The 17,423-nt window shown below is 60.5% G+C and carries 19 protein-coding genes and 1 tRNA gene; 10 read left to right on the top strand and 10 right to left on the bottom strand.

Going from position 1 to position 17,423, the window contains the following annotated elements:
* Positions 1 to 4 precede the first annotated feature (4 nt).
* A complete protein-coding gene (locus OP494_RS13205; RefSeq protein ID WP_280541386.1) occupies positions 5 to 826 on the bottom strand; it encodes a DUF1206 domain-containing protein in 822 nt (273 codons plus the stop codon).
* 214 nt (positions 827 to 1,040) lie between these two features.
* Here OP494_RS13205 and OP494_RS13200 point away from each other — a divergent pair, with 214 nt between their 5' ends.
* The 3 genes from OP494_RS13200 (at position 1,041) to OP494_RS13190 (ending at position 3,506) form a co-directional block, all read left to right on the top strand.
* Positions 1,041 to 1,271 carry a hypothetical protein gene (locus tag OP494_RS13200; protein WP_075369869.1) on the top strand — a complete coding sequence of 77 codons (231 nt, stop codon included), beginning with the start codon at positions 1,041 to 1,043 and terminating at the stop codon, positions 1,269 to 1,271.
* Positions 1,261 to 2,769: a sodium:solute symporter family protein gene (locus OP494_RS13195; RefSeq protein ID WP_280541384.1), complete on the top strand. Its 1,509-nt coding sequence runs from the start codon at positions 1,261 to 1,263 to the stop codon at positions 2,767 to 2,769. The genes OP494_RS13200 and OP494_RS13195 overlap by 11 nt, the downstream gene beginning before the upstream one ends.
* Before the next feature lie 362 nt (positions 2,770 to 3,131).
* A complete protein-coding gene (locus OP494_RS13190) occupies positions 3,132 to 3,506 on the top strand; it encodes a Rap1a/Tai family immunity protein (protein WP_280541382.1) in 375 nt (124 codons plus the stop codon).
* Positions 3,507 to 3,862: 356 nt separating this feature from the next.
* On the opposite strand, the gene OP494_RS13185 is transcribed toward OP494_RS13190, so the two are convergent.
* Both OP494_RS13185 and OP494_RS13180 read right to left on the bottom strand, forming a co-directional pair.
* Positions 3,863 to 4,015 carry a hypothetical protein gene (locus OP494_RS13185; protein ID WP_280541380.1) on the bottom strand — a complete coding sequence of 51 codons (153 nt, stop codon included), beginning with the start codon at positions 4,013 to 4,015 and terminating at the stop codon, positions 3,863 to 3,865.
* Positions 4,016 to 4,291: 276 nt separating this feature from the next.
* Positions 4,292 to 4,376, bottom strand: a tRNA-Leu gene (locus OP494_RS13180).
* A gap of 209 nt (positions 4,377 to 4,585) precedes the next feature.
* On the opposite strand from OP494_RS13180, the gene OP494_RS13175 reads away from it, so the two are divergent.
* The 6 genes from OP494_RS13175 (at position 4,586) to OP494_RS13150 (ending at position 9,574) form a co-directional block, all read left to right on the top strand.
* The gene (locus OP494_RS13175) at positions 4,586 to 5,314 is read left to right on the top strand and encodes a ComF family protein (RefSeq protein ID WP_280541378.1); all 729 of its coding nucleotides are present in this window, start codon (positions 4,586 to 4,588) and stop codon (positions 5,312 to 5,314) included.
* Positions 5,315 to 5,347: 33 nt separating this feature from the next.
* Entirely contained in the window at positions 5,348 to 6,331 is a 984-nt protein-coding gene (locus tag OP494_RS13170) for a serine/threonine protein kinase (RefSeq protein ID WP_280541376.1), read from the top strand.
* A 171-nt stretch (positions 6,332 to 6,502) separates the two neighbouring features.
* The gene (gene folE, locus OP494_RS13165; RefSeq protein WP_040241905.1) at positions 6,503 to 7,057 is read left to right on the top strand and encodes a GTP cyclohydrolase I FolE; all 555 of its coding nucleotides are present in this window, start codon (positions 6,503 to 6,505) and stop codon (positions 7,055 to 7,057) included.
* 59 nt (positions 7,058 to 7,116) lie between these two features.
* Positions 7,117 to 7,515: a dihydroneopterin triphosphate 2'-epimerase gene (gene folX / locus OP494_RS13160; protein WP_040241902.1), complete on the top strand. Its 399-nt coding sequence runs from the start codon at positions 7,117 to 7,119 to the stop codon at positions 7,513 to 7,515.
* Positions 7,516 to 7,558: 43 nt separating this feature from the next.
* Positions 7,559 to 8,011, top strand: coding sequence for a hypothetical protein (locus tag OP494_RS13155; RefSeq protein ID WP_280541373.1), 453 nt, complete (start codon positions 7,559 to 7,561; stop codon positions 8,009 to 8,011).
* A 105-nt stretch (positions 8,012 to 8,116) separates the two neighbouring features.
* The gene (locus tag OP494_RS13150) at positions 8,117 to 9,574 is read left to right on the top strand and encodes an NAD-dependent succinate-semialdehyde dehydrogenase (RefSeq protein WP_075369863.1); all 1,458 of its coding nucleotides are present in this window, start codon (positions 8,117 to 8,119) and stop codon (positions 9,572 to 9,574) included.
* Positions 9,575 to 9,688: 114 nt separating this feature from the next.
* Here the strand turns inward: OP494_RS13150 and purH are convergent, their stop codons facing one another.
* From purH to aroQ, 7 genes are all read right to left on the bottom strand, one after another.
* Positions 9,689 to 11,278 (bottom strand): bifunctional phosphoribosylaminoimidazolecarboxamide formyltransferase/IMP cyclohydrolase, encoded by a 1,590-nt coding sequence (purH, locus tag OP494_RS13145; RefSeq protein ID WP_280541371.1) that lies wholly within the window; start codon positions 11,276 to 11,278, stop codon positions 9,689 to 9,691.
* Between the two features lie 100 nt (positions 11,279 to 11,378).
* Entirely contained in the window at positions 11,379 to 11,678 is a 300-nt protein-coding gene (fis, locus tag OP494_RS13140) for a DNA-binding transcriptional regulator Fis (RefSeq protein WP_040241893.1), read from the bottom strand.
* Positions 11,675 to 12,706 (bottom strand): tRNA dihydrouridine synthase DusB, encoded by a 1,032-nt coding sequence (gene dusB, locus OP494_RS13135; RefSeq protein ID WP_280541544.1) that lies wholly within the window; start codon positions 12,704 to 12,706, stop codon positions 11,675 to 11,677. The genes fis and dusB overlap by 4 nt, the downstream gene beginning before the upstream one ends.
* 97 nt (positions 12,707 to 12,803) lie before the next feature.
* A complete protein-coding gene (prmA, locus tag OP494_RS13130) occupies positions 12,804 to 13,703 on the bottom strand; it encodes a 50S ribosomal protein L11 methyltransferase (protein ID WP_280541368.1) in 900 nt (299 codons plus the stop codon).
* A gap of 68 nt (positions 13,704 to 13,771) precedes the next feature.
* Complete coding sequence (gene accC, locus OP494_RS13125) at positions 13,772 to 15,118, bottom strand: acetyl-CoA carboxylase biotin carboxylase subunit (RefSeq protein ID WP_280541367.1); 1,347 nt, start codon at positions 15,116 to 15,118, stop codon at positions 13,772 to 13,774.
* 70 nt (positions 15,119 to 15,188) lie between these two features.
* Entirely contained in the window at positions 15,189 to 15,653 is a 465-nt protein-coding gene (gene accB, locus OP494_RS13120) for an acetyl-CoA carboxylase biotin carboxyl carrier protein (protein ID WP_280541365.1), read from the bottom strand.
* Positions 15,654 to 15,715: 62 nt separating this feature from the next.
* A complete protein-coding gene (gene aroQ, locus OP494_RS13115) occupies positions 15,716 to 16,153 on the bottom strand; it encodes a type II 3-dehydroquinate dehydratase (RefSeq protein WP_280541363.1) in 438 nt (145 codons plus the stop codon).
* Between the two features lie 215 nt (positions 16,154 to 16,368).
* Here aroQ and OP494_RS13110 point away from each other — a divergent pair, with 215 nt between their 5' ends.
* Positions 16,369 to 17,379, top strand: coding sequence for a DUF2333 family protein (locus OP494_RS13110; RefSeq protein WP_280541361.1), 1,011 nt, complete (start codon positions 16,369 to 16,371; stop codon positions 17,377 to 17,379).
* Positions 17,380 to 17,423 lie beyond the last annotated feature (44 nt).

The following is a 17,423-nucleotide window of genomic DNA, read 5'->3' as shown; positions in this document are numbered from 1 at the left end:
CTGGTCACAGGCGCGGGGTGCGCGTGCGTCGGTATCCCGCGTTGATGAAGCAGTACAGGCCATAGGCCATCAGCCCCACGGCGACACCGCCGAGCAGCCAGCGACCATAAGGTTGCGCGGCGAGTGTGCCGAGAACGCCTCCCAGACCCTCGGCATTGTCGGGATCGACTTCGATGGCGGCTACGCACAAGAAGACCCCGATGATCCCGAACACGATGCCGCGTGCCGCGAGTCCTAGCCGGGCGATGCCCTCGAGGATGGGCAGTGGCCCATTGGGCATATCCTCGACATGCCAATTGCGTCGGTAGTGGCGTTTCCAGGCACGATGAATCTGGTGTAGCCCCACGCCGATGAAAGCGACCCCGAGCCCGAACAATATGAAGACGCCGCCTGGATAGTCGAGCAGCTCGGCGGTTTGTTGTGACGTGCTGCTGCCTCCCCCGGCACTAGCGAGAGAGCGTACGAGCAAAGTGGCACACTGCCAGGCGAGGGCAACATACAGGGTGCCGCTGATCGCAAAGCCCAGGCGCTGAAAAATGCCTTTCAAGCTGTTGCCCTTATGCTCTAGATCCCACCAGGCTTGGGCGAGTCGCCAGAGCACATAGGCCAGCAGGCCCAGTCCCAGCAATCCAATCAACAATGTGCCGAATGGCCACAACGCGATGGTGCGAATGACCTCGTTGGTGCCGGCATTTTGGCCACCCATGCCGAGTGTGGTGAGCAACGAGAGCCAGCCGATGGTGATATAGATCACCCCCTTGGCGATATAACCGGCACTTGCCGTGCCGCTGAGCGCGTTGCGCAAACCGGCCAGGGAAAATTTCATCAAGACATCCTTGTCGCCGGAAAAAAACAGAGGCAGCAGTGGGCGCCTCTCTATGCCAAGTGTACTGACAATACCCACTGGCCGTTAAGAATATGCGAGCACGTGCTGATCCCCTGGAGCGAATGAATGCGCTACCATGAGCGCTTTTCGCGTATCGCCATTGTAAGGCATACGCCATAGCAACGTAGACTATCTTTCCTGAGCGAAACGTTTCATGAAGCATTATATCGTGCGGCCGACCACGGGCCGTGGCTGGGGTTTGACTCTGGCATTTGTCGTGCTCATTGCGGCGGGTATCTGGCCGGTGATCGGTTGGTTCAATCGAGCCTGCGTGGTGCTCGGCTTGCCGCTGATCGCGGTATGGGCTTACGTCATCGTGTTCGCCTGTTGCGGCGTCATGGCCATCGGCAACCGGCTAGTGGAGCGTTCTTGCGATGACGAGTAGTGTGCCGATAGTCATGACACTCGCGTATCTGGGCGTGGCGATCTTCCTGGGGTTGCGCGCTCGGGCAGGACGCTCGATGAATTCGCTGGAAGAGTGGGGCGTCGCCGGTCGCAGCATGGGGCCGGTCACGCTCTATCTGCTGATCGCCGCAGGCAGCGTGAGTGCATACACTTTCATGGGCGCGCCAGGCTGGGCCTACACCAAGGGCGTTGCGGTGTTTTACGTGGTGATCTATCTATCCTACCTGGCGCTGGTGGCTTGGTATTTCGGTCCCAAGGTGTGGGCTTTCGGTCGGCGTTTCGGCCATGTCACGCAAGGGGCGGCCATTGCCGATCGCTATGAAAGCCCGTTGTTGGGTGCCCTGGCCGCCGGGGTAATGTCGATCGCGTCCTTGGCTTATGCGGTACTACAGACCATCGGGGCGGCGTATATTCTGCACGTCATGAGCGCTGGACGCTTACCGATCTGGGTGGGGGTGCTGGTGGTCTTGAGTTGTATCGCCCTCTATCTCTATGCCAGCGGCCAGCGTGCGATCGGCATTACCAACGCCTTCCAGGGCGTGCTGATGCTGGCCGTGGCGTGGGCGATTGGGCTCTGGGCGTCACAGCGTTTCGGCGGTGGTCTATGGTTCGGCGATGTCTTTACCACCCTGCGTGAGCGTGATCCGGCCTTTCTGACCTTGCCGGGCGCGCAGGGAGACATGAGTTTCGCCTTCTGGACGACATCGATCATCGTCTCGATGCTATCGTTCATGCCGCCGGTCTGGACGCAGTGGATGAGTGCATCATCGGCACACACCATTCGCCGCAGCGCGACCTGGTTGCCCAGTTACTACGTGGTCATCTTGCCCATGGTGGTGGTGGGCTTCATCGGTATCTATAGCCTGCCTGAACTGGCGCGTGCCGATACCGTGGCTCTGGAGCTTGCCATGCAACAGATGCCGGTCTGGCTGGTGGGCTTGTTGGGCGCGGGCACGTTGGCTGCCTCGATGTCGTCTTGCGAACCCTTCTTGCATTCGGTGGCGCTGTCTTATGCCAAGGATATCGCTCAGCCGGCTTTCAAGCTTTCCGACGCCGCCGCCGGCAAGCTGGCGCGGCGCTTACTCTTGCCGATCATGGCGCTGATCGTCGCGCCGGTGGCCATCGCCGAACCCAGCAACCTAGTGATGATACTGCTCGTGGGGCTGGGATTTGCCACCCAGGTACTGCCTGCCTTTATCGGCATGTTCTTTTGGACTCGTGCCTCCAAATTGGGCGTGTTGAGCGGCATCGTGATGGGCTTTACCGTCACGCTGCTGTTTACGCTGGTGTGGCGCAATCCGTTGGGCATCCACGCTGGGTTCTGGGGACTGCTGGTCAATCTGCCCGTATTCGTGGCGATCTCTTGCCTGACACGCCCGGCTTCGACAGCCGTGATCGAGCGGTTTTTCGCCATTGCCGCGCCCGCGAGACGTCGTCTCAGTGCAGCAGGCAGCGAAGACTTGGTATCGCGCGGCTGAGTAAGTGCTTACGCCGAGTATTGTACAAAGCTTTTCCAAGCCCGGTCTGACGTCTAAGATGGGGGTGATTCAAGCGATCATCGGTCACTGGGACGCTGCCAAGGGAATTGCGCGCTTGCGCTGGTTGGTGGCCGGTAGCCAAGGAATGAGGCGGATTTAGCCTCGAAGGCTCATGTGATCCGAATCGCCAAGGAAGACGCAGGTCTCATGTGTCTCCAGAGGTGGAAAATCATCCGCCTCCAACCGGTCTGCAAAGGCCGGCGTATGTCTCTCGCCATGCAGCAAGTGGCGGCTTGCCGGTTGACTGTCAGCCGGCTTTTTTTTGTCTTCGTGTTGACGTTCGATGAATACAAGGAGTCAGGGTGAGTCACAAGAAACAAACCGCCAAACGGGCATTGAGCGTGATGCTGGTGGTCGGGTTGGGCAGTGCGGGAATCGGTAACGCCTGGGGCTATTTCTACAATGGTGCCGACCTTCTCGATTTTCAGCGCCATTACCAGCAATTTCGTGCTGATGAAGCCTACGATACCAGTAAGTTCTTTACGTATACCGGTTACGTATTAGGTATTTTCGACCGGCTAGAATCTCGAGGAAAGATTTGTGCACCCAGTGACGTTCGTGGCCGCGATATCTTGGATGAAGTGTCGCAGTATCTGGAAAGTGCTTCCGAGAGCTGGAGCGAGCCGGCCAGCGATGTAGTCACCGAATCCTTGAAAAAGACATATACCTGTCAATGATATATTGGTATTAGGATTGTAAAGCGCTGGGTCATACCCTGAAAAAAGCGGACCTGAACCACCGCATGATTACCTGGTCTTCTCACGAACCTTTTGTTAATGCAGATTAAGTTTATTGCATTCGGAATTTGTCAGAATAGCGACATCTAGGAAGGATACTCAGCAGCCAAGGACGTGTTGAATTCATTCAGGCACATCGGCTTATGCTGATTGAGCGCCTCCGATCGTCCTCGGGGGCTCTCTCTTTCAACGCATCACCGGCCGGTTCATTTCAGCTGTGCATTTGCCCAGCTCGTAAGCTGGGCAGTCTACTCGCACGGCATAAAAGGGCTCTAAAGCCCATCTATCCGACGTGATTAAGCGCTGTCAGGTTTTACGCTGACGATCTCAGACGGTTTATGATTACGATCAATGATCGTACGTGCCTCGGCCTCACTCTCCGCTTCGATCTCTTCGCTCCGGAGCTCATCCTCACCCGGCAATTTGAACTCAATCGTGTACAAATCCATGTATGCGTTCCTCCATCGTTTTGATCATGCACCCATAGGTTTAGTAGCTAGCGGAGGTCTACGCCAATGGCTATCGCTCGATCTGAGATCGTTTCATGATGAGCGTTCCCCAACGCTTGTACCCTATGTACCCAAGAACTTTAGGGTACACGTGGGTATACACCGTGCAAAGCGCTGTTGCGTATAGTTCGGATTAGGTCAGGTCAAAGAAAAGCCCGTGGTTGAGCGGCTTTCAGAGTATCTTGGGGAGATCAGGTGAGGCTTAGGGAAGCCCCGTGGTGCGGATGGGGAGACTCGAACTCCCACGCCTTTCGGCACTAGAACCTAAATCTAGCGTGTCTACCAATTCCACCACATCCGCAGTCGGGCAGGTCGAGCGATATTCTACGGATGCAGAGAGGGAAGTCAATCGCCATGGGCACGGCGGTGATATTGAACGCCTCGGCGCTTTTCGGTCATGGGGAGACTGTTCGGCATCGCGCGTAGCATGCGGGAGGTGGCGGACATGCTAGTCTGTTCCTGTCGAACAAGGCGGGGCCGCCCTGTGAACTTAAAAAGAATTCGTTAACCATGATGATAGTGAGAAGCGCCTGGAAGTGGTCGGCCAAGGTAAGGTTACTGGTTGACCAGTCGGTGCGTGTGGGGCTGCCGGGCCACTGTGCCTTTTGCATGGGCATGACGCCGCTGGCGTCGCCGTGGTGCGAGGCGTGTTTCGAGACGCTACCTTGGAATCGCGTGGCCTGCGCGCGCTGTGCCGAGCCGTTGGCGCGTCCCGCCGAGCTTTGCGGCCACTGTCTGCGTCATGCACCGTCTTTTGATGTGGCGCGGGCGCCACTGCGTTATGAAGATGCCTCGCAGGCATTGCTTCAGCGGTTCAAATTCGGTGCGCAACCGCGTGCGGGTATCTTGCTGGCGACCCTCTTTGCGCGTAGCCGCGGCGACGGCGTGTTACCCGAGGCACTCGTCGCGGTGCCGACGCATCCGCAGCGTCGGCGTGAGCGCGGCTTTGATCACAGCGTTTGGCTGACGCGTGAGCTCTCGCGTCAATTGAGCGTGCCATATCGGCGAGTCTGGCGTGAGCGTGACACGCCGACCCAGCGTGGGCTGACACGTCGTGCACGACGCGGCAACGTACGCGGGGCGTTTCGAGTGACGTCCAGCTTGCCGGCTCATGTGGCGATCGTCGACGACGTAATGACCACCGGCAGCACGCTTTCGGCACTGGCGGATGCCTGCAGAGGGGCGGGCGCACAGCATGTCGAGGCTTGGGCGATGACGCGAACGCCGCGAGGAATCTGATAGCATAAGAGGGCATCTCCAATAGGACACGCCATGACTGCCCCGAAGCACCCGTTCGAAAGTTTGTCGCCCGCGCACGTTGTCGATGCGGTCGAGTCGCTGGGCTTTTGGTTGCCGGGTGAGCCGTTTGCGCTCAATAGCTATGAAAATCGCGTGTTCTTGTTGAGCGACGACGACCGCCGCCGTTGGGTGGCCAAGTTCTATCGTCCCGAGCGTTGGAGCGAGGCGCAGATTCGCGAGGAGCATACCTTTCTCGATGAACTCGAGGCGGCGGGTGTGCCCGGCGCGCCGCCTTGGCGTGACGATGGCGGTGAGACGCTCCACTATGCCTATGGATTCGCGTTCGCGCTGTTTCCGCACGTCCCGGGGCAGGCGCCGGAGCTCGAGAACCCCGCGCATCTCTTTGCCCTCGGCGATTTGATCGGCCAGGTGCATGCCGTCGCGCGCCGTGGCTCCTTCCAGGCGCGTCCTGTTCAGGAGCCCATGGCGATCAGCCAAGCCAGCTGTGAGCGCGTGCTGTCGAGCGATTGGCTGAGTCGCCGTCAACGTCAGGCGTATGCCCGCATCGCTGAGCGTCTGCAGACGCTACTGGTCGAGCAGCGGTGGCCGGAGGCGGCCTTGCAACGTGTCCATGGCGACTGTCATCTGGGCAACATTCTTGGACGCGACGAAGATTTTGCGCTGGTCGACTTCGATGATTGCTGCATGGCGCCGGCGGTCCAAGATTTGTGGATGTTATTGACGGCGCCTGAAGCCGACGAATGGCAGATGCAGCTATCCGAAGTGATCGAGGGCTACGAGCAGCATGTCGAGTTCGATCGGCGCCAGCTGCGCTGGATCGAGCCGCTACGCACATTGCGCTTGATGCGCCATAGCGCCTGGCTGGTCGATCGCTGGGAAGATCCGGCGTTTCCCAGGGCTTTCCCTTGGGTGGCCAGTGAGGGATATTGGGATCAGCACATCCGTATTCTTGAGCAACAGCGCCTAGCGTTGGAAAATCCGCGTTGGCTGGCGTGACTTTGCCACCTCGAAGGCCCCGGCGCGGCGTCGGGAAATGTAGTGTCGCCGACGTTGGCGCGAATCGCGCGTGCGTCGCGCTTTGCCCGTGTGGCAAACTTCCGGTGTTGTATTCATTTTGTAACGTATGCCCGGTCGGGCGTCATGACGAAGGCACTCAAAGGCACTTAAATGACAGAAGAACTCGCAACGCATTACCGCGACATCATCGCCGGCTTGGGCGAGGATCCCGACCGGGAAGGGCTGCGTGATACGCCCATGCGAGCCGCCAAGGCCATGCAGTTTCTCAACCAGGGCTATGGGCAGACGCTCGAGTCATTGGTCAACGGCGCGGTGTTCGAATCGCAGACCGACGAAATGGTGCTGATCAAGGACATCGAACTCTATTCGATGTGTGAGCATCATTTGTTGCCCTTCATCGGCAAGTGCCATATCGCGTATCTGCCCAAGGGCAAGGTACTGGGGCTCTCCAAGTTCGCGCGTATCGTCGACATGTATGCACGACGCATGCAGATCCAGGAAAACCTGACACGCCAAATCGCCGAGGCCGTGCAGGAGGTGACCGAGGCGCGCGGTGTGGGAGTGATCGTCGAAGCGCAGCACATGTGCATGATGATGCGTGGGGTCGAGAAACAGAATTCTTGCATGAAGACCTCCGTGATGCTGGGCGCCTTCCGCAACAACTTGAACACGCGTCAGGAGTTCTTGACGTTGGTGCATGGCTGAGCGAGGCGTCGATCACTGCCGCGCGTGACGCGCGTTTCGTACTTTAGGAGAAATGCCGCATGGCCTTACATGCCCTGAACGATCAGCACCTCGATCACGATCTGGCGACGATTAATATCAAGAATCTGCGCCTGCGTACCCATATCGGTATCAAGGATGAGGAAATCCAGAACCGCCAGGATGTGGTGATCAATGCCACCATTCGTTATCGGGCCGATCGTGCGGTCAAGTTCGATCATATCGAGCAGGCGCTCAATTATCGTACGATCACCAAGCATATCATCGGTTATGTCGAGGATAACCGTTTCCTCTTGCTGGAACGGATGACTCGCGAAGTCCTGGATATCATCATGAGTTACGAGCAGGTTCTCACGGCGCAGGTAGAAATCGACAAGCCTTTCGCGCTGCGTTTTTCCGATTCCGTGTCGGTGACGCTGTCGGACTCGCGCCTGGACTGAGGTGATATGACCATGTCATCGGTATTTGGCCGGGAGTCGCGTCGTGAACGGTAAGCTGGAAACCTTCGACGATGCGGCTCAGCGCGGCGTGATCGTCGGCGACGATGGGCATCGTTATACATTCACATTGACCGAGTGGCGTGGCCGGGGCCTGCCTAGGGAAGGCAGTCGGCTACGCTTCGATGGCGATGCCGGCCGTGCCGAGCAGGTGTTCGACGCGCCCGTGCCGCAGCGCACCGCGCGGCAAACGCGTGACGATCAAGGGCAGGTCAAATCTTCTCTATTGTCTCCCTGGGCGGTGCTGGCGCTGGTGCTCGTTGCCGTTGCTCCGTTGCTGGCGTCTTATATGCTGCTCGTCGATGCGCTGGCGGTGCTACTGGCAGTGCTCGGGATCCGGCAGATACGGCGCTCGCCGTCGCGTTACAGAGGCCAGGCGCTGTGCGGGGCCGCCATCGCCATTGCGGTGCTGAGTCTCTTTATCTGGGGTGTGGGGTGAACGTCATGTCAGTGCGCGCTGCGTTTGGTGGCATCAAGAGACTCGGCATAAGATGAATTCACGGCGACGGCCAGCGTCGCCCTCATTGTCAGGAAGGAGAACGCCATGGAGTCCCTTCAGGAGAACTCGCTGTTTCGCCCCTTTGCCTATATCGACGGCAATTGGGTGGCAGCGGACAGCGGCGAACAGATCGAAGTCGACGATCCGGCCACCGGTGAGATCGTGGGACGCATGCCCAAGCTGGGGCGTGCCGAGACAGAGCGTGCCATCGAAGCTGCCGAGTCGGCCTGGCCGGCTTGGCGTGCCCTGACGGCGCAAGAGCGCGCGGACACTCTGATGAAATGGTATGACCTGATGCTCGAGCATCAGGACGAACTGGCGGCGATCATGACCGCCGAGCAGGGCAAACCGCTCAAGGAAGCGGCCGGCGAAATCGCCTATGCGGCGAGCTTCCTGCGCTGGTTCGCCGAGGAAGCGCGGCGCGTCTATGGCGACACCATTCCCGCAGCCAAGTCCAACCAGCGCATCGTGGTGCTCAAGCAGCCGGTCGGCGTCGTCGGGGCAATCACGCCATGGAATTTCCCGTCGTCGATGATCACTCGCAAGGCGGCCGCCGCATTGGCCGCGGGGTGCCCGATCGTCATCAAGCCGGCCAGTCAGACGCCGTTTTCCGCTACCGCGCTGGCGGCGTTGGCCGAGCAGGCTGGGGTGCCGCGCGGCGTGTTCAACGTGGTGCCGGGGCGTGCCAGCGAGATCGCCAAGGCGATGACCGAGTCGCCCGTGGTGCGCAAGATCACGTTCACCGGCTCGACCGAGGTGGGCAGCCAATTGATGGCCGGCGCTGCCGAGCATATCCAGAAAATTTCGCTGGAGCTGGGGGGAAATGCGCCGTTTCTGGTTTTCGAAGACGCTGATCTCGATGCCGCCGTCGAGGGGGCAATGGCCAGCAAGTTCCGCAACGCCGGCCAGACCTGCGTGTGCACCAACCGTTTTCTGGTGCAGTCCAGCGTGATCAATGCTTTCAGTGAAAAGCTGGCGGCGGCCATGAATAGCGAATTGCACGTCGGCCCCGGGACCGAAGAAGGCGTGAACATCGGGCCGTTGATTGACGACGATGCCGTCGCCAAGGTCTCCGAGCATATCCAGGATGCCGTCGATAAGGGCGCCGAGCTGTTGTTGGGTGGCCATACGCATCCGCTGGGTGGACGCTTTTTCACGCCGACACTGGTGAGCCACGCGAACGCCGATATGAAGGTCGCGCACGAGGAAACCTTCGGACCATTGGCGGCGGTACTCCCGTTCGATGACGAGGAAGACGCCGTGCAGATGGCCAACGACACGCGCTTTGGGCTGGCATCGTACTTCTATGCCAACGACCTGAGTCGTGTATGGCGCGTGGCCGAAGCGCTGGAGTACGGCATGGTCGGCATCAATACGGGGTTGATCTCCAACGCCAGCGCCCCGTTCGGAGGCGTCAAGGCCTCGGGACTGGGGCGTGAAGGCTCCAAGTACGGTATCGACGAATACATGGAAACCAAGTATCTGTGCATGGATCTAGGCTAAACGCTAGCAGCTCGCAGTGCAGCGCTACGCGCCTGTAAGTGCGAAGAAAAACACCCTGTCGGATGCACCGGCAGGGTGTTTTGCTATTGGCTGGACTTAGGCCGTCTTCGAGCTTCAGTGCCTGAAGTGACGCATATCGGTGAAGACCATGGCGATGCCGGCTTCGTTGGCGGCGTCGATCACTTCCTGGTCGCGCATTGAGCCACCAGGTTGGATGACGGCCGTGATGCCGGCAGCGGCAGCGGCGTCGATACCATCGCGGAAGGGGAAGAAGGCATCCGAGGCCATCACCGAGCCGGGTACTTCCAGACCTTCATCGGCGGCCTTGATGCCGGCGATCTTGGCCGAGTAAACGCGGCTCATTTGCCCGGCTCCCACGCCGATGGTCTGACCGTGCTTGGCATAGACGATGGCGTTGGACTTGACGAACTTGGCGACCTTCCAGGCAAAGCTGAGATCGCGTAGCTCCTGGTCGCTGGGGGCGCGCTCGGTGACGGTGCGCAGGTGTTCGGATTCGACCATACCTTGGTCACGGTCCTGGACCAGGAGCCCGCCGGTGACGCGCTTGAAGTCATGAGCGGGACGCGGCTGGCTGGGCCAGTGCTTGCTGACATCGAGCAGGCGCACGTTTTTCTTCCCCGCGACGATCTCGGCGGCATCGTCGTCTATGCCTGGTGCGATGATGACTTCCACGAACTGGCGGTTGACGATGGCATGTGCCGTATCGGCATCCAGCGGGCGGTTGAAGGCGATGATACCGCCGAAAGCACTGGTGGGGTCGGTCGCGAACGCGCTCTGATAGGCGGCGAGCGGCGTGTCGGCAACGGCGACGCCGCAAGGGTTGGCATGTTTGACGATGACGCAGGCTGTTTCGTTGAAGACCTTGACGCACTCGAAGGCGGCGTCGGTGTCGGCGACGTTATTGAACGACAATGCCTTGCCTTGAAGCTGCTCTGCCGTGGTCACGCTGGCGTCGGCTGCATCTGCCTCGGCATAGAAAGCTGCCTGCTGATGCGGGTTCTCGCCGTAGCGCATCGCCTGTTTTTTCTGGAACTGCACGTTATAGGTCCGTGGGAAGTCGCTCTCGCCGCCTTCCACCAGAGTGCCCAGGTAATTGGCGATGGCACCGTCATAACCGGCGGTATGCTCGAAGGCCTTGACCGCCAGGTCGAAACGTAGCGTTGCGCCGACGCCGCCATGAGTACGCATGTCGTCGAGCACGCGGCCATAGTCGGACGCATTGACCACGATGCTGGTGTGCGCGTGGTTCTTGGCACAGGCGCGGACCATAGTGGGCCCACCGATGTCGATGTTCTCGATGGCCTCTTCCAGCGTGCAATCGTCACGGGCGATGGTGTCGGCGAAGGGATAGAGATTGACCACGACCATGTCGATGGCGTCGATGCCATGCTCGGCCATTACCTCGTCATCCTGCCCGCGGCGCCCGAGAATGCCGCCGTGAATCTTGGGGTGCAGCGTCTTGACGCGGCCATCCATGATTTCCGGGAAACCCGTATGCTGCGAGACTTCCGTGACCGGGATGCCGTGTTCGTTGAGCAGGCGAAAGGTGCCGCCGGTGGAGAGCAGGGCGACGCCGTGCGTGCTGAGTTCGCGAGCAAAATCGACGATGCCGGTCTTGTCGGACACGCTGATCAATGCGCGACGCACAGGCTGGGGAGACGAGGATGCGGTGTGATCGGCCATGGGGCTCCACTCTTGAAAGGTGAGGGACGATTGACGCCAGACAGTAGCATGAAACGTGAAGGGCGCCCGGCGAGGGCGCCCCTGTCAGATCGGTTTGGAATCAGATCAGGTCGTACTGCTTGAGCTTCTTGCGCAGTGTGCCGCGATTGAGGCCCAGCATGTCGGCGGCGCGTGTCTGATTGCCGTCGGCATAGCGCATCACAGCCTCAAGCAAGGGCACTTCGACCTCAGTCAGCACCATGCCATAAAGGTCGCTGACCGTTTCGCCATCCAGGTGGCCGAAGTAGCGCTGCATGGCGAGCTCGACCGACTCACGCAAGGTTTGCTGATGCGCTGGCGATGCCGTGGCGCTGGCATCGAGCGTATTCTGATCGATGGGAAATGCTTGCCTGCTGGTCATGCTGCATTGCTTCCATTTGAGGCCAACGCCGGTGCGTCGTGAGCGAGCGTATCCACGAAGCGGTGTTGGGCCGAGGGCTGTTCCAGAACGTTGAAGCGTGCGCGCAATGCCGCTGCTTGTGGGCGAGTGGCGAGATACCAGCCCACATGCTTGCGTGCGATGCGCACCCCCATGTGCTCACCGTAAAAGGCATGCAGTGCCTCGAGATGACGGTGCATCACGGCGGCGATTTCTGCGGGCGTCGGGCGTGCCAGGGTGTCACCGGTACGTAAGTAGTGTTCGATCTCGCGAAAGATCCACGGATTGCCTTGGGCGCCGCGTCCGATCATGACCGCGTCGGCTTTAGTGTAGTCGAGGACATGGGCGGCTTTCTCGGCGCTGTCGATATCGCCATTGGCGAATATCGGCAGCGACACCGCTTGCTTGATAGAAGCGATGGTGTCGTATTCGGCGTCGCCGCGGTAACGCTGCTCGCGGGTACGACCATGCACCGCGAGTGCCTGAATACCGGCGGCCTCGGCCAACTGCGCCACGCGTATGCCGTTGCGTGACTCCGAGCACCATCCGGTACGAATCTTCAATGTCACCGGGACATCCACGGCCGCAACGACACTCTCGAGAATGGCCGCGACCAAGCGCTCGTCGCGCAGCAACGCGGAGCCGGCAGCCTTGTTGCAAACCTTCTTGGCCGGGCAGCCCATGTTGATATCGACGATCTCGGCGCCTTGCGCGACATTGAGCCGCGCGGCTTCGGCGAGCATTTCCGGGTCGCCGCCAGCGATCTGTACATCGCGTGGGCCGGGCTCGCCGGCATGATCGAGACGTTGCCGCGACTTACGGGTATGCCATAGGCGCGCGTCGGCGGTGACCATTTCCGAGACGACCAGGCCCGCGCCGAGCTCTCGGCACAATTGCCTGAACGGACGATCGGTCACGCCCGCCATAGGCGCGAGAATCGCCCGGTTGGGCAGTGCGTAAGGGCCGATGCGCGGCAACGGCGTCACCGGAGATGAGACGTGGGTCGGCATCACGAGACGGGTCTAGGTAGTGAAAGGGGCTTATGATAGCCGCCAGAACGATGTTCTTGAAGGGGCTTTTCGTCGCCCCCGGCGTGGCAGCCCTTCATCATGAGGCGGCGACACCGGTGATGCGCACCCAGCCTTCACGTTCACAAGGGGTGTCGAGGTCGATGCCCTGGGCGCGATAGGCGTCCATCACCTCCTCGGCCTGCCCCGCGAGAATACCTGATAAGGCGAGGCGACCGCGGGGGGCGAGGTGGGCGCAAAGCGTCGGTGCCAGTTCGACCAGGGGGCCGGCGAGTATGTTGGCGACCACTACCTCGTAGCGTTGTGCCGCGAGCCGCTCAGGATAGCAAAGCGACAAACGCTCATCGTCGATGGCATTACGCTGGGCGTTTTCACGGCTCGCTTGCAGGGCCTGCGGATCGATATCGGTGCCCGTGGCGTGATCGGCTCCCAGCTTGAGCGCGGCGATGGCGAGGATGCCGGAGCCACAGCCGAAATCCAGCACGTTGCTCGCACCGAGATCGAGGCCGTCGAGCCAGCCGAGGCACAATGCGGTGGTAGGGTGGGTACCGGTGCCGAAGGCCAGGCCGGGGTCGAGCAGCAGATTGACGGCATCGGGCTCAGGGGCGGCATGCCAACTGGGCACCACCCACAGCCGTTCGCCCATCTTGAGCGGGGTGAAATCGTCCATCCACTCGCGCTCCCAATCACGATCGGCGAGCAGCTCGTAATCGATTTCGGGGCAGGGCTCGTCGGCCATCTCGGCGGCCCACTGTTGGCGGACTCGATCGAGCATCGGCTCGATGTCTTCCAAGTCGTCGTAGAGACCGGTCAGCACGGTCTCATCCCACAGCGGCGTAGTGCCGCTTTCGGGTTCGAAGACGGGGTCGTCGTAAGCGTCCTGCAGGGTGATGGCCTGAGCACCTTCGGCCAGCAGCAGCTCTTCCAAGGTTTCGGCATGCTGCGGGGCGATGTGTGCCTTGAGTTGCAGCCAGGGCATGAAGTCTCCTTGAGCATCAACGCAAACGGGACGGCCAAGGCCGCCCCGTGTCGAGTCGCGAGGGCTGATCAGGTCAGGCCAAGCTTCTTCTCGAGGTAGTGAATGTTTACCCCGCCTTGCTGGAACGCGCTATCGCGGACCAGATCCTTCTGTAGGTCGATATTGGTCTTGATGCCTTCGACGAGCAGCTCGTCGAGGGCATTGCGCATGCGCGTCAACGCGGTCTCGCGACTGGCGCCCCAAGTGATCAACTTGCCAAGCAGAGAGTCGTAATGCGGTGGTACGCTATAGCCGGTGTAAATATGCGAATCCATGCGCACGCCCAGACCACCCGGCGCGTGGTAGAGATCGATCTTGCCGGGCGAAGGCATGAAGGTGCGCGAGTCTTCGGCGTTGATCCGGCACTCGAAGGCGTGTCCGTTGAGCTGAACATCATCCTGGGTGATCGACAACGGCAAGCCGGAAGCAATACGTAGCTGTTCCTTGACGATGTCTACGCCGGTGACCATTTCGGAGACCGGGTGTTCGACCTGAACGCGCGTGTTCATCTCGATGAAGAAGAACTGGCCGTTTTCGTACAGAAACTCGAAGGTTCCAGCACCACGGTAGTTGATCTCGATGCAGGCATCGATGCAGGCCTTGAAAACGTTCTCGCGGGCCTGGGGATCGAGATGAGGTGCTGGGGCTTCTTCAAGCACCTTCTGATGGCGGCGCTGCAGGGAGCAATCGCGATCGTAGAGATGAATGGCATTGCCCTGGCCGTCGGCAAGCACCTGCACCTCGACGTGGCGCGGGTTCTCGAGGAACTTTTCCATGTACAGCGTGCCGTCACCGAACGAGGCATTGGCCTCGTTGCGCGTCACGCTGACCGAGGAGAGCAGGCTGTCCTCGCTATGCACCACGCGCATGCCGCGCCCGCCACCGCCGGCAGCTGCCTTGATGATGACCGGATAGCCGATGCGTTGCGCGGTAGCCAGTATGGCCTCGTCGTTATCTTCGGGGAGCGGGCCATCGGAGCCGGGCACGGTGGGTACGCCGGCTGCCTTCATCGCCGAAATAGCACTGACCTTGTCACCCATCATACGGATGGTTTCGGCACGCGGGCCGACAAATACGAAGCCCGAACGCTCGACCTGTTCGGCGAAGTTGGCGTTCTCGGAGAGAAAGCCATAGCCGGGATGGATGGCGCTGGAATCGGTGACCTCGGCGGCACTGATCAGCGCAGGGATATTCAGATACGATTGCGCGGAGGAGGCCGGCCCGATGCACACGGCTTCGTCAGCCAGGCGCACGTGCATGAGGTCACGGTCCGCCTTGGAGTGCACCGCCACGGTCTTGATGCCCAGTTCCTTGCAGGCGCGCAGTATGCGAAGAGCGATCTCGCCACGGTTGGCGATGAGTACCTTGTCCAACATAGTGTCGTCCGTCTCTATGTAAGCTCGGAAGCGTTTCGCGATCGACCGCCAAGGGCGATCGCAAACGGCTTCAAGAGATGATGACCATCGGCTGGTCGAATTCGACCGGTTCGCCGTCCTCGACCATGATGGCTTCGATCACGCCATCCTGGTCGGCCTCGATCTGGTTCATCATCTTCATGGCCTCGACGATGCACACGGTCTCGCCCTTCTTGACGCTTTGGCCGACTTCCACGAAGGCTTTCGCGCCCGGTGCTGGCGAGCGATAGAAGGTACCTACCATGGGCGAGGTCACCGGATGGCCGCTGGGCTGCGCGGGTGCCGCCTCGGCCGCTGGCGCGGCTGCTTCGCTCGGCGCGGTGGGGGCGGATGCGGGCGCTACGGCTGGCGCGGGGGCCTGCGCCGCGGGCGGTGCGCTGAAGCCACCGGTGTGGCGGCTGATACGGACGGATTCCTCGCCTTCCTGGATTTCGATCTCGCTGATATTGGACTCTTCCAGGAGTTCGATGAGTTTCTTGACCTTGCGAATATCCATAAGCCTGTCTCGATCAATGTGAATGTGAGGTGGCGTGATTTGCCATCGGAGCGTGGGCGCTGTCAGCCGAGCTGGCGTAGCGCGGCCTCCAGGGCAAGCTCGTAACTGTCGGCGCCGAATCCGGCGATGACGCCGCGAGCAACATCCGAAAAATACGAATGCGCGCGAAACGGTTCGCGCGCATGCACGTTGGAAAGATGCAACTCGATAAAAGGGATGGCGACACCCGTGAGCGCGTCGCGCAAGGCAACGCTGGTATGCGTAAAGGCGGCCGGGTTGAGCAGGATGAAGTCGGTGCCGTCGTCACGCGCCGCATGCACACGCTCGACCAGTAAGTGCTCGGCGTTGGACTGTAGCCAATCGAGTCGATGGCCGGCATCAGAGGCGCGCTGAGTCAGGCGCAGACGAATGTCCTCGAGGGTGGTGGTGCCGTAAACGCCTGGCTCGCGGGTGCCGAGCAGGTTGAGGTTAGGGCCGTTGAGTACGAGAAGCTTCGCCATGTCATGGGTCCTGATCGACGCTGTTAACCTGTTCAGGATTGGCTTAGATCACGGCACGATCACGCAAAATGCCGCCGCTGGTGCCATATATCGTTAGTGTGGGCGGAGTTTGCCCAAAAACGGGCGGGCTGTCTAGTTTGCGTTGGCACAAGCAAAAACGCCACTGCATGATAGGATGGAAGTCATTGCCCTCAACTTCATCACAAGGACGTCTTATGGCTCTTTTTCGCAAGCGTGAGCGTCACCAGCGCAATGTTTTGGAATCGCCCCAGTATGGCTGGATCTGGAAGCCCCTGGTTGCCTTGCTGGTCATTTACCTCGTGGTCTGCGTGGCGCTGGGTGTCTGGTGGAGTCAGCGGCCCGACGATTTCAACGTCGATGATGCGGTGGGCGTGCAGCGTGGTGCCTCGCAGTCGTCCGGTGCCGAGGCCGCGTCGACCGCCCCTCGGCCTGGCGAGACCGTAACCGCCACCACCTTGACGCTTCTCGGCAGCTTGCTCGACAAGCCCGGTGGCTATTTGCGCAACGATATCGCACCGCCGGGGCTGTGGCTGGATAACATGCCGAGCTGGGAGCATGGCGTACTTGGGCAAGTGCGGGCCATGAGCGCGACCCTCAATGATCCCATCGCCAGTGACGATGATGATGTGCAGCAAGCCGTCGATGCCCTGGCTACGCGCAGTGACGCTTGGCGTTTTCCGTCAGCAGAAGGACGTTACCAAGAGGCGCGCGAGGCGCTGCGCGATTACTTGGGGCGTCTGAGTGAGCAGCAGGCGGATTTCTCACCGGACGCCCCGGCATTGGCTGCCTGGCTGGATCGCGTGCAGACTCGTCTCGACCAGCAGACGCAGCGTCTGGCGGCGAGTGTGGGAGGCGCCGAGCGTCGCAGCGCCGATATCGAAACCGGCGAGGATGGCGAGAGCACCCCGTGGTGGCGCATCGACAACGTCTTCTTCGAAGCGCGCGGCAATACCTGGGCCTTGCTGCACCTGCTCAAGGCGGCCAAGCGTGACTTTGCGCCGGCCATCGAGGAGGCCGGGGTCGGCAAGACGTATGATCGTCTGATCGATGAGCTCGAAGCTTCGCAGGCACGCGTTTGGAGTCCGGTGGTGCTCAATGGCAGTGGCTTTGGCATCTTTGCCAATCACTCGCTGATGATGGCCAACTACACGTTGCGGGCATCGCAATTGATTCAAGAGATACGCAGCGATCTCGGGTCGCAATAGCCCTCACTGAAACACCCCGCGTCGGTATGTCCGGCGCGGGGTGT

This window comes from Chromohalobacter sp. 11-W (assembly GCF_029889905.1).
Classification (GTDB): Bacteria; Pseudomonadota; Gammaproteobacteria; order Pseudomonadales; family Halomonadaceae; genus Chromohalobacter.
The sequence above is the reverse complement of the archived record's forward strand: the minus strand, read 5'-3'. Positions and strand labels throughout refer to the sequence as shown.

Excerpts from the sequence above, each read along its gene's own strand:
- purH (WP_280541371.1), bottom strand. The coding sequence starts at position 11,278 with ATGGCCGATCACACCGCATCCTCGTCTCCCCAGCCTGTGCGTCGCGCA.
- OP494_RS13205 (WP_280541386.1), bottom strand. The coding sequence starts at position 826 with ATGAAATTTTCCCTGGCCGGTTTGCGCAACGCGCTCAGCGGCACGGCA.
- OP494_RS13150 (WP_075369863.1), top strand. The coding sequence starts at position 8,117 with ATGGAGTCCCTTCAGGAGAACTCGCTGTTTCGCCCCTTTGCCTATATC.
- OP494_RS13175 (WP_280541378.1), top strand. The coding sequence starts at position 4,586 with ATGATGATAGTGAGAAGCGCCTGGAAGTGGTCGGCCAAGGTAAGGTTA.
- fis (WP_040241893.1), bottom strand. The coding sequence starts at position 11,678 with ATGACCAGCAGGCAAGCATTTCCCATCGATCAGAATACGCTCGATGCC.
- prmA (WP_280541368.1), bottom strand. The coding sequence starts at position 13,703 with ATGCCCTGGCTGCAACTCAAGGCACACATCGCCCCGCAGCATGCCGAA.
- folX (WP_040241902.1), top strand. The coding sequence starts at position 7,117 with ATGGCCTTACATGCCCTGAACGATCAGCACCTCGATCACGATCTGGCG.
- accC (WP_280541367.1), bottom strand. The coding sequence starts at position 15,118 with ATGTTGGACAAGGTACTCATCGCCAACCGTGGCGAGATCGCTCTTCGC.
- OP494_RS13200 (WP_075369869.1), top strand. The coding sequence starts at position 1,041 with ATGAAGCATTATATCGTGCGGCCGACCACGGGCCGTGGCTGGGGTTTG.
- aroQ (WP_280541363.1), bottom strand. The coding sequence starts at position 16,153 with ATGGCGAAGCTTCTCGTACTCAACGGCCCTAACCTCAACCTGCTCGGC.
- OP494_RS13110 (WP_280541361.1), top strand. The coding sequence starts at position 16,369 with ATGGCTCTTTTTCGCAAGCGTGAGCGTCACCAGCGCAATGTTTTGGAA.
- OP494_RS13195 (WP_280541384.1), top strand. The coding sequence starts at position 1,261 with ATGACGAGTAGTGTGCCGATAGTCATGACACTCGCGTATCTGGGCGTG.
- OP494_RS13185 (WP_280541380.1), bottom strand. The coding sequence starts at position 4,015 with ATGGATTTGTACACGATTGAGTTCAAATTGCCGGGTGAGGATGAGCTC.
- accB (WP_280541365.1), bottom strand. The coding sequence starts at position 15,653 with ATGGATATTCGCAAGGTCAAGAAACTCATCGAACTCCTGGAAGAGTCC.
- folE (WP_040241905.1), top strand. The coding sequence starts at position 6,503 with ATGACAGAAGAACTCGCAACGCATTACCGCGACATCATCGCCGGCTTG.
- dusB (WP_280541544.1), bottom strand. The coding sequence starts at position 12,706 with ATGCCGACCCACGTCTCATCTCCGGTGACGCCGTTGCCGCGCATCGGC.
- OP494_RS13170 (WP_280541376.1), top strand. The coding sequence starts at position 5,348 with ATGACTGCCCCGAAGCACCCGTTCGAAAGTTTGTCGCCCGCGCACGTT.